Annotated in this window: 11 protein-coding genes; 6 read left to right on the top strand and 5 right to left on the bottom strand. The window is 62.8% G+C overall.

Annotated features, from left to right (window positions below; translation table 11 throughout):
* Window positions 1-36: 36 nt before the first annotated feature.
* The 3 genes from HCI85_RS05725 to HCI85_RS05715 all read right to left on the bottom strand — a co-directional run bounded on the left by HCI85_RS05725 (window position 37) and on the right by HCI85_RS05715 (window position 5,683).
* Window positions 37-1,803, bottom strand: a complete 1,767-nt coding sequence (locus HCI85_RS05725; protein ID WP_167142888.1) for a protein-disulfide reductase DsbD — start codon at window positions 1,801-1,803, stop codon at window positions 37-39.
* A 137-nt stretch (window positions 1,804-1,940) separates the two neighbouring features.
* The gene (locus HCI85_RS21210; protein WP_446730776.1) at window positions 1,941-2,984 is read right to left on the bottom strand and encodes a methyl-accepting chemotaxis protein; all 1,044 of its coding nucleotides are present in this window, start codon (window positions 2,982-2,984) and stop codon (window positions 1,941-1,943) included.
* A gap of 1,079 nt (window positions 2,985-4,063) precedes the next feature.
* Window positions 4,064-5,683: a diguanylate cyclase gene (locus tag HCI85_RS05715; RefSeq protein ID WP_090249544.1), complete on the bottom strand. Its 1,620-nt coding sequence runs from the start codon at window positions 5,681-5,683 to the stop codon at window positions 4,064-4,066.
* 307 nt (window positions 5,684-5,990) lie between these two features.
* Here HCI85_RS05715 and HCI85_RS05710 point away from each other — a divergent pair, with 307 nt between their 5' ends.
* From HCI85_RS05710 to speA, 5 genes are all read left to right on the top strand, one after another.
* A complete protein-coding gene (locus HCI85_RS05710) occupies window positions 5,991-7,064 on the top strand; it encodes a DUF2333 family protein (RefSeq protein ID WP_167142882.1) in 1,074 nt (357 codons plus the stop codon).
* Between the two features lie 3 nt (window positions 7,065-7,067).
* Window positions 7,068-7,604, top strand: coding sequence for an NUDIX hydrolase (locus HCI85_RS05705; protein WP_167142879.1), 537 nt, complete (start codon window positions 7,068-7,070; stop codon window positions 7,602-7,604).
* A 60-nt stretch (window positions 7,605-7,664) separates the two neighbouring features.
* Window positions 7,665-7,856 (top strand): hypothetical protein, encoded by a 192-nt coding sequence (locus HCI85_RS05700; RefSeq protein ID WP_090249535.1) that lies wholly within the window; start codon window positions 7,665-7,667, stop codon window positions 7,854-7,856.
* 19 nt (window positions 7,857-7,875) lie between these two features.
* Entirely contained in the window at window positions 7,876-8,247 is a 372-nt protein-coding gene (locus HCI85_RS05695) for a translation initiation factor Sui1 (RefSeq protein WP_167142876.1), read from the top strand.
* 124 nt (window positions 8,248-8,371) lie between these two features.
* A complete protein-coding gene (gene speA / locus HCI85_RS05690; RefSeq protein ID WP_090249529.1) occupies window positions 8,372-10,285 on the top strand; it encodes an arginine decarboxylase in 1,914 nt (637 codons plus the stop codon).
* A 261-nt stretch (window positions 10,286-10,546) separates the two neighbouring features.
* Here speA and HCI85_RS05685 read toward each other — a convergent pair whose 3' ends face one another.
* Entirely contained in the window at window positions 10,547-11,902 is a 1,356-nt protein-coding gene (locus tag HCI85_RS05685; protein ID WP_167142872.1) for a 3-oxoacyl-ACP reductase, read from the bottom strand.
* Between the two features lie 157 nt (window positions 11,903-12,059).
* Between HCI85_RS05685 and HCI85_RS05680 the strand changes: the two genes are divergently transcribed.
* Complete coding sequence (locus tag HCI85_RS05680; RefSeq protein ID WP_167142869.1) at window positions 12,060-13,340, top strand: acetyl-CoA C-acetyltransferase; 1,281 nt, start codon at window positions 12,060-12,062, stop codon at window positions 13,338-13,340.
* 185 nt (window positions 13,341-13,525) lie between these two features.
* Here HCI85_RS05680 and ada read toward each other — a convergent pair whose 3' ends face one another.
* Entirely contained in the window at window positions 13,526-14,563 is a 1,038-nt protein-coding gene (ada, locus tag HCI85_RS05675; RefSeq protein ID WP_167142867.1) for a bifunctional DNA-binding transcriptional regulator/O6-methylguanine-DNA methyltransferase Ada, read from the bottom strand.
* Window positions 14,564-14,595: the final 32 nt, after the last annotated feature.

Raw genomic sequence — 14,595 nt, 5'->3', positions numbered from 1 at the left:
TGACCGCAGATTGCGGCAAATATATGACTCGGGGCGTTAAAAACGTTCCCGCGCCGTGCTCAGGCGCGCAGCAAAGGTCGCCGCATCCACCTCACCTACGACACGCAGATCCAGCCATTCGTCACCCTTGGCGTCGAACAGCAGAATCGCCGGCGGGCCGAATAGCTGGTAGCGGTCGAGCAGGGCGCGCTGAGCGGGGTTGCTTTCGGTGATGTCGAAACGCACCAGCTGATAGTCGCCGAGCTGGCGGCCGACTTCCGGGGCGTTGAGCACTTCGCGTTCGATCACCTTGCAGCTGATACACCAGTCGGCGTACCAGTCGAGCAGCAGCGGCTTGCCGTTGTTCTTTGCGGCAAGCAAGGCGGCATCCAGTTCGGCGGGGGTGCTGATAGTTTGCCATTGGCCAGTTTGTACCTGAGTTGCTTCGGCGGTGCTGACCATGCGGCCAAGCGGACGTAGCGGGTCATCTTGGCCTTGCAGTGCGCCGACCCAGGCCACTAGGGCGTAGACCAGCAGGGGCAGACCGAGCAGTTGCGCGAGTTTCTGGTGATGGGTTTTCGGCGTGAGTTCCAGCACCCCGAGCCACAGTGCGATGCCGGCGGCCAGCAATCCCCACAACGCCAGGCTGACTGGGCCGGGTACGACGCGCTCAAGCAGCCAGATCGCCACGGCCATCAGCAATGCGCCGAACAGATTGCGCACGGTGAGCATCCACGGTCCGGATTTCGGCAGCAAGGCGCCGCCACCGACGGCGAACAGCACCAGTGGCGCGCCCATGCCGAGACCCAGTGCCAGCAGTTTGAGGCCGCCGCCGAGGGCGTCACCGCTGGCGCTGATGTACAGCAGCGCGCCGGCCAGTGGCGCGGATACGCAAGGTGAGACCAGGACGCTGGACAGCACGCCGAGCGCTGCGGCGCTGAGAACTGTGCCGCCCTGCAGTTTCTGGCTCAGGCGCTGTAACGGGCCGTCGATGGCAGCCGGCAGGCGCAGTTCAAGAAAGCCCAGGCTGGCCGCGCCGAACAGGGCGAAGAAGATCGCAAACGGCACCAGCACCCAGGGCGATTGCAGGCGTGCCTGCAGGTTGAGTTCCGCGCCGAACAAGCCCATCAATGCGCCGAGGATGGCAAAGCTCAATGCCATCGGCAGCACGTAGGCCAGCGACAGCACCAGGCTGCGCATGCCGCCGGGTTGGCCGCGCAGCACCACGCCGGTGAGGATTGGCAGCATCGGCAGCACGCACGGGGTAAAGGTCAGCGCCAGGCCACCGAGGAAGAACAGCGCCAGATCGGTCCAGCTCCAGGGTGTTGAGGCATCCGGCGTGGCGCTGCTGGTCGCTGCACCGCCGCCAATCGCCAGCACTTCGGTTTCTGGCGGGTAGCACAGGCCTTTGTCGGCGCAGCCCTGGTAGTTGACGCTGAGGTTGAAGGGGCGATTGTCCGGGTTGTTGACCGGCACCTCGACATCCAGCACCTCGTAATACACCTCGACATCGCCGAAGTACTCATCATGCTTGGCTTTGCCGGCCTGTAACACGGCCTGGCCCAGGCTTATATCGGCGGGCTCGCTGCTAAAGCTGAAGCGGTGCCGGTACAGGTAATAACCTTCGGCCGCGACAAAGCGCAGTTTCACTGACTCGCTGGAGCTGCTGATCAGGCTCAGCTTGAACGCCTCACGGACGGGCAGGAAGTCCGCGCTGTTGTTCAGGGGGGCGCCGAACTGCGCAGGAGCGGGCGGCTTATCGAACAGGCCGGCGCTGGCCGGCAGTACGACCAGAAGCAGAAGCAGGCTGAGTAGACGGTGCATGGCAGGCTCGTGATGCGGGAATCGCCGCATCATAGCGGAGGCGGGAGGCTCAGGGCACGGCCCAGGCTGTAAGCGGTCTTGTCTGCAGGCTGGATGGTGCGCGACAGATTGCCGCGCCAGCGGCCGTTAACCGTCTGTTAGACCCTGAACGCCTGCACGGCGGTATGCAGTTGGCCGCCGAGTTGCAGCAGTTGGTCGCCCTGATTACGGCCCTCGCCGATGCGCTGCAGGTTGTCGCCGCCAAGTTGGTGGATGCGCTCGCTGTGCCCGCGAATTTCGCTGACCGCGCCGCTCTGCTGCGCGGTGGCGTCGGCAATGCGCTCGGCCATGCTGGCGATGGTACGGATCGCCACGACGATTTCATCCAGCGCGCCATCGGCGGCTTCCGCCTGGCTGGCGGTGGCTTCGGCGTGTTCGACCTGAGTACGCATGGCCTGTACAGATTGCAGCGCGGCCTGTTGCAGGCGGCCGATCAGTTCCTGAATCTGCGCGGTGGCGCCGCTAGTGCGTTGCGACAACGAACGGACTTCATCGGCGACCACGGCAAAGCCGCGGCCCAGCTCGCCGGCCCGTGCCGCTTCGATGGCGGCATTCAGCGCGAGTAGGTTGGTCTGCTCGGCGATGCCACGAATCACCGTCAGCACATTGCCGATGGTCGCGGTTTCCTCGGCCAGGCGTTCGATGGCCTGGGCGTTGCCTTGCACTTCATCAACCAGTTCATGCAGGCCGGTGAGGCTGTGGCCAATTACCTGCTGGCCTTGTTCCAGGGCGCGGTTGGCGTCGCGGCTGGCATCGGCAGCCTGGCTGGCATCGCCGGCAACCTGCTGGATGGTGGCCTGCAGCTCTCCGAGCGCATCGCGGATCTGCGCGGTGTCGCCGGCCTGGCGTTCGGCGCCGCTGTGCAGACCGCCACTGAGATCAGCCAGGGTGCGACTAGAACCGACTACTTGTTCGGCATGCCGGCGAATGGTGCCGACCAAATCGACCAGATAGGCACGCAGACGGTTTAGTGATTCTTCGATATCGCGCAGTTCCTGAGTGCGTGAGTCCAGGCGGATGTCGGCGGCAAAATCGCCTTGCGCCCAGGCGGACAGTGCGGGGACCAGGTGCGTGAGTACCCGTGTTAGGCGTCGCTGGAGGGTGTCGATGATCAGGGCAATCAACAGAATCAGGCCGATCATCAAGCCGAGTATCAGCTGTACTTCACCCTGGATGCGACCATGTTCGGCGCGCACTTGCGGTTCCAGCGCGGCCAGCGCCTGCTGTACCTGATCGATCTGCATGCGCGTGCTCGTGGCCAGAGCGCCGCGTTGTTCGATCAGATTACGGGTGCGTTGCAGTTCGGCCGGGTAGCGGCTGATCAGGTTGTCCAGGTCGCGTTTGAGGGCAATGCCACGGTCTTCGGCCTCGCTGCTCTCACTGCTGGCGTCCAAGCCCAGCATGTCAGCAAACGAATCGCTGGACGACTGGCTGGCGTCGGCCACGCCGAGCAGCGGCAGATCAGTGAGGGTTTGCGCCTGCTTACCCAAGGCTGTCAGTTCACGTTCTACTTCGCTGGCCAGCTCGCTACGGCCGCTGCGCACCAGCTTGTCGCGGGCATGGGCCAGGCGGGTGAGGTGCCGTGCCGCGCTAAACAGCGGCTTGCGGTAAGCAACCGCGGCATTTGCTTCGCCGCTGTCGGCGTATTGCGCGAGCTGCTCCAGTGCTGCGTCCATCTCGCGCTCGGCTTGTAACAGCAGGCCTTGCGGGTCAGCGGAGAGCTTGCCTGCGGCCAGCAGTTCGTTGGCACTGAAGGCTTTGAGTTCAGCGAGGCTGGGACGCAGGTTATCCGCCAATTGCGTGGGCAATTCAGTCATGGCCTGTTCGAGGCTGTCCAGCGATTGCAGGGCGGCGCTGTGGCGCAGCGCGTCGCCGCTGTCCAGGTAGGCGCTGATGTTCTGCGCGGCTTCGCCCTGGAACTGCTGGGACAGGCTCAGGTAGCGCGCCATCAGCAGGTATGGACGTTCCAGGGCGCGCTGCGACCACCAGAGCGTGACGGCCAGGGCCACGCAGACGGTAACCAGCAGCAGGGTATTGAGGTTGGTAAGGAATTTCAGGCGCATAAGGCTCGACCGATGACGAACGGTTCGGCCGCCGACGTGGACGTCAAGGCGGCTGCTAAGCCTCAGAATTTATTGCTTTTTCGTGACCGTAATATGACGACGCCGACTGCGTCACATTTTTCTGCTGAGTGGCGGATGATCGGCCGTGACGGGTGGGATCAGTCGCCCTGGTAGATCGCCACCTGATTGCGGCCGCCGTGTTTGGCCACGTACAGCGCCAGGTCGGCTTGCTGCGACAGCAGTTTGCCGTCCAGCTGCGGCGCCAGTTGGGCGATGCCGCAGCTGAAGGTGCAGGACAGGTCATGCGGCTGCGCGGAATACTGGATTTCGGCGAAGCGCTGGCGGATCTCATCGAGGACTCGGCGGGCCGATTCGGCGTCGGTGTCGGGCATCACCACGGCGAACTCTTCGCCGCCGTAGCGACCGATATGGTCGCTCTTGCGCAGACGCTGCTTGAGAAACAGCGCAAGACTTTTGATCACCCGGTCGCCCATGGGGTGGCCGTAGGTGTCGTTGACCTTCTTGAAGAAGTCGATGTCGATCATCGCAAAGCTCAGCGGCAGGCCATCACGTTCGGCGCGGAAGCGCGCATCTTCGAGCAGTTGCAGGGTGTGGGTGTGGTTGTACAGGCCGGTCAGGCTGTCACGCACCATGCGCGCCTTGAGGCTGCGCGCGCGCGCGGCACGGTTGCGTACGGTGGCGATCAGGTGGCGCGGCTTGATCGGCTTGGTGAGGAAGTCGTCGCCACCTTCGCTCATCGCGTCGAGCTGCTTGTCCAGGTCGTCTTCGGCGGACAGGTAGATGATCGGCACGCTGACATAACGGTCGTTGTGGCGGATCACCTGGGCCAGTTCCGGGCCGTTGCACTCGGGCATGTACATGTCGAGGATGATCAGGTCGGGCTGGAAATCCGCCAGATGGCTCATCGCCTGGATGGGTTCGATCAAGGTGCGAGTGACGATCCCGGCGCTATTGAGAACGCGCTCGGTGTGCGTGGCTTGGGCCCGCGAATCGTCGACGATCAGTACCTTGTAGGGCTCGTATTGCGACACGTTAGTCAGCACTTCAATGCGCTCGAACAGGTTCGAGGCATCCAGGCTGCCGGTGAAGAACTCCTGGCCACCTGCGCGCACAGCCGACAGGCGAGTCATGGTATCGGTGTCTTCAGGGCTAAAGAACAGCAGTGGGATCGTGTGTTCCAGGCCTTCCTGCACGCTTTTGGCTAATTGCAGGCCGCAACCAGGGCCGGAGAAGTCAACTTCCATCAGGATCGCTGCCGGATGACGCTCAAGCATGGCATTGCGAAACGCGTTGGCGCTGTCCAGGGCAATCGCATTCATGCCGAAGAATTCCAGGCGCTGCACCAGCTGTTCGGCCCGCTCCAGGTGTTGCAAGGCCAAGTACACCGGCTTGCGCAAGGGTGGCAGCACGGTTTGCTCAAAGCGATCGCCATGCCTCAGGCCCGTGCGTGACAGGCGTTGCAGCAGCTGGTTGAGCTGGCTGATCAGCTCGCTGTTGAGGCGGCCGCGGTTGTCGGTCACCAGTTGCAGGCAGCTGTCGATTTCCAGGGCCAATTGGCTGTGTTCAGCTTGATCGAAGCGCTCGGCATAACGCTGCAACAATTGCGTTGCCTCGCGCAGCTCACCCATGCCGGCGTCATTCCACTCGCTGCGCTGCAGGCGCTGCCAGACTTCCAATACCTGACGCGCCTGATTGATCACGCGCTGGGCAAAGTGCTGCTTGAGGCGGTCGCGGCTAGGGTCTTCTTGCTCGATCATGGCCCGTTTTCAGTAAGGGCAGCGCAGGGCTACGGGTGATGGCTTAGTGCTAGCAATGCTAACACTCGTTTGAATTATTGCGAGTGCCGTCGATCTATTGGCGTCGGCCTTCTGTCTATAGCATCACAGATACACCATTGGCATAACCGGCGCTAAGTTTGCCGTTCGCCGCTGCGCAGTCGGCTGCGCTTCCCTTATAGTGCAAGGCAGTTGCGCAACCCTGCTTGAGGGTTGTGGTCAAACTAACAGCCGCCGGGTGATGCAGCCGGTCGCGAGTTTGCTACTTGGGTAACAAAAGGACATTGCCATGCTGGATTGGAAAAACCGAACGGCCGAAACGCGCACTGGCGCCGCAGACACCGCCACCACCTCACCGAATCAATCGACAGGACGCACGGTTACGCGCTTGGTCGCAGGCCTGCTCGGGCTTTACCTGGTCGTGGCGCTGGTGGTGGGCTGGTACTGGAGCCAGGAGCCCGCGCAGTTTTCCGTGCAGCAACGCGCCGAAGCCGCGGCTCAGGCTAGCGGGCGCAAGCTGGTGAATGGCTACACCACTGTGGAGACCCTGAAGCAGGTCGCGGGCACTTTGCTCAACAAGCCGGGCGGTTACCTGGCGAACGACCTCGCTCCGCCGGGTCTGTGGCTCGACAACATGCCGAGCTGGGAGTTTGGTGTGCTGGTGCAGGTGCGAGACATGTCCCGTGCGCTGCGCAAAGACTTCACTCGCTCGCAATCACAGTCGACCGAAGACGCCGACCTGGCCAAGGCCGAACCGCGCTTCCACTTCGACCACAAAAGCTGGGCGTTGCCGGCCTCTGAGGCGGAATACGCTGAAGGCATCAAGTCACTGGATGGTTACCTTGAACGCTTGGGCGACCCGAGCAAGGGCAATGCCCAGTTCTACACCCGTGCTGACAACCTGAATAACTGGCTGGGCGACGCCGCCACGCGTCTGGGTTCGCTGTCACAGCGTCTGTCGGCGAGTGTCGGTCAAGTGCGTCTGAATACTGCAGTGGTTGATCCAGCGCTGGCCGATAGCGTGGCCCAGGCCGACTTTATAGAAGGCGTGAATTACGAAACGCCGTGGCTGCAGATCGACAACGTGTTCTACGAAGCCCGTGGTCAGGCCTGGGCACTGGCGCATTTGCTGCGTGCCATTGAAGTGGACTTCGCCGATGTGCTGGCGAAGAAGAACGCCACCGTCAGCGTGCGCCAGATCATTCGCGAGTTGGAAGCGGCCCAGGAAACCCTGTGGAGTCCGATGATCCTCAATGGCAGCGGTTATGGCCTGCTGGCCAACCACTCGCTGGTGATGGCCAACTACATCTCGCGGGCCAATGCCGGGCTGATTGACCTGCGCCAACTGCTGTCGCAGGGTTAAGCGGTGGCCTGGTCCGAAGCCGAGGTGGCGCACCGCGCCGCCTCTGATGCTGAGCGCATCGCCTGGGTTGACGAGCAGGACCGTCCGCTCGGCGGTGTACTGCGCAGTGAGCTGCGCGAGCGGCACTTGCTCGGGCGCGGCACCTACATCCTGTTATTCAACAGTGCCGGCTTGCTGTGCGTGCACCGGCGTACCCTGAGCAAGGCGCTGTACCCCGGTTACTGGGATGTGGCAGCCGGCGGCATGGTGCTCGAAGGCGAGAGCTACGCCGAATCGGCCGCGCGCGAGCTGGCTGAAGAGCTGGGTATCGAAGACGCGCAGCTGGTGGAGCATGCGCATTTCCTCTACGACGCGCCGGAAAGCCGTCTGTGGTGCATGGCCTATTCGGCTGTGTCCGATGCGCCGCTGCGCTTGCAGCCGGAGGAAGTGTTGGAGGCGCGCTTTATCTCCATCGACGAGGCATTGGCCGAGACGCAGCACCTGCCGTATTGCCCCGACTCGTTGGCCGCCTTGCAGCGCTATCTGGCAGCCACTCGCTAGGCCCTCAATAACGGCCAAACCCCGCGTCAGCCCTGGCTTTGTGCAGGATATCTGGACGTTTTGTTCGGCATCCTGAACAAGGTCGCCAATCCGCCGATTAATGGCGCATTTTTACACTTAGCAGTCGCGGCTTTTGCCGTTACACTGCGCCGCCTTCAAGCCCTGGCCGTGTATCGCCAGGGTGCGCTGCCCCTGCCAGAGTGGGGCTTCGCGGTCGACCCCGAGCACTCAGTCGACCAGTCGCTATCCTGACCCCTTCGAGGACAAACCGGTGGTCAAGAAAGCTTCGTCATTCGCCGCACTCAGCGGCCTGGTGTATTCCACCGACAGCGGCCGGCATTGCCCGGACTGCAGTCAGCCGGTGGATGCCTGCACCTGCAAACAGACCCTGATCCCCGACGGTGATGGCATCGCCCGCGTGCGCCGCGAAACCAAAGGTCGTGGCGGCAAAACGGTGACCACCATCAGTGGTGTCCCGCTGGCCGAGGAGCCGCTCAAGGACCTTGCCAGTGCCCTGAAGAAACGCTGCGGTTGCGGCGGTTCGCTCAAGGATGGGGTGATCGAGATTCAGGGTGACCACGTCGAGCTGCTGATGGCCGAGCTGATCAAGCACGGTTTTAAAGCCAAGAAGTCCGGCGGCTGATCCCGTCTTTTCTAAACTTCCTCGGCGGACCTTGGGTCACAGCTGAGTAATCGTCATTTCCAGACTTTAATCTGTACGCGTCTTGGCTGTGCCAAGGCCACTATCGCCAGCAAGGGAGACATCGATGTCTGCACGACGCACACGTAAAGATGACGGCAGCCAGTGGACCGTAGCGGACAGCCGCAGCGTCTATGGTATTCGCCATTGGGGCGCGGGTTACTTCGCGATCAATGACAAGGGCCGTGTCGAGGTGCGCCCGAATGGCCCGCAAAGCACGCCGATTGACCTCTACGAGCAGGTTGATGAGCTGCGTTCCAGCGGCTTGTCGCTGCCGCTGCTGGTGCGTTTTCCGGACATTCTGCAAGACCGCGTGCGCCAGCTGACCGGCGCATTTGATGCCAATATCGCGCGTCTGGAATACCAGAGCCCGTACACCGCGCTTTACCCGATCAAGGTCAACCAGCAGGAAGCGGTGGTGGAAAACATCATCGCCACGCAGAACGTCTCCATCGGCCTGGAGGCTGGCTCCAAGCCGGAGCTGATGGCGGTGCTGGCGTTGGCGCCGAAGGGCGGTACCATCGTCTGCAACGGCTATAAAGACCGCGAATTTATCAAGCTGGCCCTGATGGGGCAGAAGCTCGGTCATAACGTGTTTATCGTGATCGAGAAAGAATCCGAAGTGCAGCTGGTGATCGACGAAGCGGCCGAACTCAAGGTCGCGCCGCAGATCGGCTTGCGCGTGCGTCTGTCGTCGCTGGCATCGAGCAAGTGGGCTGACACCGGTGGCGAGAAGTCCAAGTTCGGCCTCTCAGCGGCGCAGCTGCTGTCGGTGGTAGAGCGCTTCCGCGCGGCCAAGCTGGATCAGGGCATCCGCCTGCTGCACTTCCATATGGGTTCGCAGATCGCCAACCTGTCCGACTACCAGCACGGCTTCAAGGAAGCCATTCGCTATTACGGCGAGCTGCGTGGGCTGGGCCTACCGGTTGACCATATCGACGTCGGCGGCGGCCTGGGTGTGGATTACGACGGCACCCACTCGCGCAATGCCAGCTCGATCAACTACGACATGGACGACTACGCCGGCGTGGTGGTCGGCATGCTTAAAGAGTTCTGCGATGCCCAGGAACTGCCGCATCCGCACATCTTCTCGGAAAGCGGCCGCTCGCTGACCGCGCACCACGCCATGCTGGTGGTGCAGGTCACCGACGTGGAAAAACACAACGACGAGATCCCCAAGATCGAAGACGTCACCAGCCTGCCGGAAACCGTGCGTTATCTGGTTGAGCTGCTGGGCCCGACCGATATCGAGATGGTCACCGAGACCTACTGGCGCGCCACCCACTATATGAGCGACGTGGCGACTCAGTACGCTGACGGCAAACTTAGCCTGACCGAAAAGGCCCTGGCCGAGCAGTGCTACTTTGCTGTGTGCCGTCGCCTGCATAACTCGCTGAAGGCGCGTCAGCGCTCGCACCGTCAGGTGCTGGATGAGCTCAACGACAAGCTGGCCGACAAGTACATCTGTAACTTCTCGGTGTTCCAGAGCCTGCCGGACACCTGGGCCATCGGCCAGGTGCTGCCGATTCTGCCGCTCAACCGCCTCGACGAAGAGCCGCTGCGTCGCGCCGTGCTGCAGGATTTGACCTGCGACTCCGACGGCAAGATCCGCCAGTACGTCGATGAGCAGTCGATCGAGACCAGCCTGCCGGTGCACGAAGTGCGCGAGGGCGAGGACTACCTGCTGGGGATTTTCCTGGTCGGTGCCTACCAGGAGATTCTCGGTGATATGCACAACCTGTTCGGTGACACCGACTCGGTGAACATTTACCAGAACGCCGATGGCAGCGTGTACCACGCCGGTATCGAGACCCACGACACCATCGAGGACATGCTGCGCTACGTGCACCTGTCGCCGGAGGAGTTGATGAACCACTACCGCGACAAGGTCGCCAGCGCCAAGATCAGCCCGCGCGAGCGCACCCAGTTCCTCGACGCGCTGCGTCTTGGGCTGACCCGTTCGTCTTACCTGTCGTCCTAGGGAACAATCGATCTGCTGCGCGTCGGCCCTACTGCGTTAAAAACAGGCTCGGAATGCTCATGTACAAAAGTACACTCCGCTTCCTCGCCGTTTTGACCAGCCGAAGGCTGTTACTAACGTAGCGCCTTGTAGTGCTCTAGCTCGCGAGATCTTGAGCAGGCACAAGCTCGCGCTGAATGCAAAAGGCCCCGCACTGCGGGGCCTTTTGCTATCTGCTGATATTGGTTTAAAAACCGTAGCTCGGATGTAGTCCGGGGGCGATTAAGCACCTAGTAGGCTCTGCCCGCATACGCGTAGCACTTGTGCGGTGGCGGCACCCGAGCCGGGCTGGGCGAACCAGGCCACGGCTTCGGCGACGTCCTGCGGCAAGCCGCCTTGGCCCATGGAGTTCATGCGGCGGCCGGCTTCGCGGATGGTCAGTGGGATGGCGGCGGTCATCTGGGTTTCGATAAAACCGGGCGCCACGGCGTTGATGCTGATACCGCGCTTGGCCAACGTCGGCGCCCAGGCCTGGGCCAGGCCGATCACTCCGGCCTTGCTGACTGCGTAGTTGGTCTGGCCCATATTGCCGGCGATGCCGCTGATCGAGGCGATCAGCACCACGCGGCCGTTGTCGTGCAGCTTGCCGGCGTCCAGCAGGGCTTGGGTCAGCACCTGCGGGGCATTCAGGTTGACGTTGATCACCGAGTTCCAGAAGTCGTCGCTCATCTTCGCCAGGGTCTTGTCACGGGTGATGCCGGCGTTGTGCACGACGATATCGATACCGTCCGGTAGAGCCTCGATCAGCTGCGCGGCGGCATCGCTGGCACAAATATCCAGGGCCAGGCTGCGCCCGCCCAAGCGGGCAGCTAGTGCGTCGAGAGCGTCCTTGGCCGGCGGTATGTCCAGCAGCACCACTTCGGCACCGTCGCGGGCCAGGGTTTCGGCGATGGCTGCGCCGATGCCGCGCGAGGCCCCGGTAACCAGGGCCTTCTTGCCGGCCAGTGGGCGAGTCCAGTCCTTGACCTGCTCGCCACAGGCATTCAGGCGCAGCACCTGGCCGGATACATAAGCGCTTTTCGGCGAGAGGAAGAAGCGCAGTGCGCCTTCCAGCTGCGCCTCGCCGCCTTTGCCAACGTAGATCAGCTGCACGTTACCGCCGCGGCGGATTTCCTTGCCCAGGGAGCGGCTGAAGCCTTCCAGGGAGCGCTGCACGCTGGCGGCAATCGGGTCTTTCAACGATTCCGGGGCGCGGCCGAGGATTACCACGCGCGGGCATTTATCCAGGCCCTTGAACGCCGGCTGGAAGAAGTCGCGCAGCTCGATCAGTTGCTCGAAGCGGGTCAGCCCGCTTGCGTCAAACACCAGCGCCTTGAGCTTGGGGCCGTGCTCGGCAGTCCAGCGCGGCAAATCAAATTGGCCTTCACGGGCGGCGAACAGGGCGTCGGTCAGTTTGTTGGCAAAGGGCAGCACGGCGCTGGCCAGGCTGCCTTCGCCGCCAATCAGCAGGGCACCGTCCACCGGTCGACTGCGCCCGGCCATCCAACGCTCCAGCAGCAGCGGCGCGGGCAGACCGAGCGCACTGACCAATCGACGACCTGAGGTGGAGTTGGCAAAGGCGAGATAACGGTCTGACATGAAACGGCTCCTGCGCATGGATCAAAAGTGCGCCCACTCTACTCAGGCAGCAGAAATGCGCAATTGACCGCATCGCCTGCTGCGCTGGCAAGGCGGCCAATGCCACACTGCGGTAACAAGCTAGCCTGTGCGCCATTCACTTCATCAGGAGTAATCCATGACCCAGCCGCGCCGCGTCGCCATCGTTGGTGGTAACCGTATTCCGTTCGCCCGCTCCAATACCGTTTATGCCACTGCGAGCAACCAGGAGATGCTGATCAGCGCGCTGGATGGGTTGGTCGAGCGTTTCAACCTGCACGGCGAACGCCTCGGCGAAGTGGTGGCCGGTGCGGTGCTCAAGCATTCGCGTGACTTCAACCTGACTCGCGAATGCGTGCTTGGCTCGCGCCTGTCCCCGGAAACCCCGGCCTATGACCTGCAGCAGGCCTGCGGCACCGGGCTGGAAGCAGCGCTGCTGGTGGCCAACAAGATTGCGCTTGGGCAGATCGAGTGCGGCATCGCTGGCGGCGTCGACACCACCTCGGATGCGCCAATTGGGGTCAACGAAGGGCTGCGCAAGATCCTGCTGCAGGCCAATCGAGGCAAGAGCACCGGCGAGAAGATTAAGAGCCTGCTGCAGATTCGTCCGCGCCATCTGGCTCCGGCCATTCCGCGCAACGGCGAACCGCGCACCGGCCTGTCGATGGGCGAGCACTGCGAGCTGATGGCACAGACCTGGGCCATTCCGCGTGACGAGCAGGACCAGCTGGCCGTGGCCAGCCACCAGAAACTCGCCGCCGCCTACGCAGAAGGCTGGCACGACGATTTGCTTACGCCGTTCCGTGGTCTGACCCGCGACCAGAACCTGCGCGCCGATATCAGCCTGGAAAAACTCGCCACGCTCAAGCCCTGCTTTGAGCGCAGCCCGCGCGGCACCATGACCGCCGCCAACTCGACGCCACTGACCGATGGCGCCTCCCTGGTGCTGCTGGCCAGCGAGGATTGGGCCAAAGCCCGTGGCCTGCCGATTCTGGCTTACTGGAAGGATGGTGAAGCGGCAGCGGTGGATTTTGTCGGCGCGGGCAAGGAAGGCCTGCTGATGGCGCCGGCCTACGCCGTGCCGCGTCTGTTAGCGCGCAATAAGCTGAGCCTGCAGGACTTCGATTACTACGAAATCCACGAAGCCTTCGCCGCGCAGGTGCTCTGCACCCTCAAGGCCTGGGAAGACGCCGACTACTGCAAGACTCGCCTGGGCCTGGATGCGCCACTGGGTTCTATCGACCGTACCAAGATGAACGTCAAGGGCAGCTCGCTGGCTGCAGGTCACCCTTTTGCAGCCACCGGTGGGCGCATCGTCGCCAACCTAGCCAAGCTGCTCTCAGTGGCGCAGGAAGGTCGTGGATTGATCTCAATTTGCGCCGCTGGTGGTCAAGGTGTGACTGCAATCCTGGAAAAGTAATCAAACAGCAGTATTCGCACGTTGTGCGGGTACTGATGTATGCAACTCCGTGATTTGGAGCGGCCCACGCAGGTGGCGCCGCTCTTTTTTTATGGCCTACCATCCCTGGCGGCCACCCTTCGGGCCGTCGCTGCGCGGCGTTAAAAATGGCTCGCGGCCATTTTTTGTTGCTTTGCAGTCAACTCTTATTCCGCGTCTTCGTTGGCTTCCTGTTTAAGCAGCGCCGCCTTGCGTGCCAGGCCCCAGCGGTAACCGCTGAGGCTGCCGTTGCTGGCGATCACCCGATGGCACGGCACCAGCAGGCCCAGCGGGTTGCTGGCGCAGGCGCGGGCTATGGCGCGCGGATGGCTGCCCAGTTGCGCTGCCAGTTCGGCGTAGTTGCGCGTCTGCCCAGTCTGGATCTGCTGCAGGGCGCGCCACACTTGCTGCTGAAACGCCGTGCCGCGAATATCCAGTGGCAGCTGGGCGGCGCGCTGCGGTTCGCTGATCTGCGCCAGCACCTGTCGCAAGCTATCGCCCAGGCCCGCGTTATCCACATGCAGTTCGGCGGCGGCAAAGCGTTGCTGCAATTCACTTAGCAGCGCAGCCGGGTCGTCACCAAACAGCAGCGCGCAGATGCCTTTGGCGCTGCTGGCCAGCAGCAAGTGGCCGAGTGGGCAGGGCGCGATACTGTAGCGCAGTTGCTCACCCGCAGCCTGTTTACGCCGTTTTGCCGGGCTCAGTGCGGTCGCTTGTTGATACAGCGCGCGGGTGCCGGAGTAGCCGGCGTTTAGCGCGGCATCAAGCACGCTGTCTGCTACCGGCAACTGCTGTTCCAGACGCGCGCGACGTTGCGCCTCGCTCCAGGCTTTGGGCGTCAGCCCGGTACGCGCCTTGAAGGCGCGCGCCAGGTGCGAAGGAGACAGGCCGATACGCGCTGCCAGCTGGGTGAGGTTGAGCGGTTGCTCGCTGGTGTTGAGCAGTTCGCAGGCAGCCACCACCAGCGCATCCAGTTGTTCGGCCGGGCTCTGGCCCTGCGGCGAGCAGCGTTTGCATGGACGAAAGCCCGCGCCTGCAGCTGCGTCAGCATCGACATGGAAACTGACGTTCTCGCGATTGGGCCGCCGCGCCGGGCAACTGGGCCGGCAATAGATACCGGTGCTGCGCACGGCAAATACAAAGCGGCCATCCTGCGCAGCATCACGGTTGCATACGGCTTGCCAGCAGCGGTCGGCATCGAGCATGGCGTGATCCTCAATAAGCATGGGCTGATTGT

This window comes from Pseudomonas sp. OTU750018 (assembly GCF_011636575.1).
Lineage (GTDB): Bacteria > Pseudomonadota > Gammaproteobacteria > Pseudomonadales > Pseudomonadaceae > Aquipseudomonas > Aquipseudomonas peli.
Note: the sequence above shows the minus strand (reverse complement) of the source record. Positions and strands in the feature narration are given on the sequence as shown.

Bases quoted from the DNA above. Each gene is read 5' to 3' on its own strand.
- HCI85_RS05725 (WP_167142888.1), bottom strand. From the start codon at position 1,803: ATGCACCGTCTACTCAGCCTGCTTCTGCTTCTGGTCGTACTGCCGGCC.
- HCI85_RS05710 (WP_167142882.1), top strand. From the start codon at position 5,991: ATGCTGGATTGGAAAAACCGAACGGCCGAAACGCGCACTGGCGCCGCA.
- speA (WP_090249529.1), top strand. From the start codon at position 8,372: ATGTCTGCACGACGCACACGTAAAGATGACGGCAGCCAGTGGACCGTA.
- HCI85_RS05715 (WP_090249544.1), bottom strand. From the start codon at position 5,683: ATGATCGAGCAAGAAGACCCTAGCCGCGACCGCCTCAAGCAGCACTTT.
- HCI85_RS05680 (WP_167142869.1), top strand. From the start codon at position 12,060: ATGACCCAGCCGCGCCGCGTCGCCATCGTTGGTGGTAACCGTATTCCG.
- ada (WP_167142867.1), bottom strand. From the start codon at position 14,563: ATGCTCGATGCCGACCGCTGCTGGCAAGCCGTATGCAACCGTGATGCT.
- HCI85_RS21210 (WP_446730776.1), bottom strand. From the start codon at position 2,984: ATGATCGGCCTGATTCTGTTGATTGCCCTGATCATCGACACCCTCCAG.
- HCI85_RS05685 (WP_167142872.1), bottom strand. From the start codon at position 11,902: ATGTCAGACCGTTATCTCGCCTTTGCCAACTCCACCTCAGGTCGTCGA.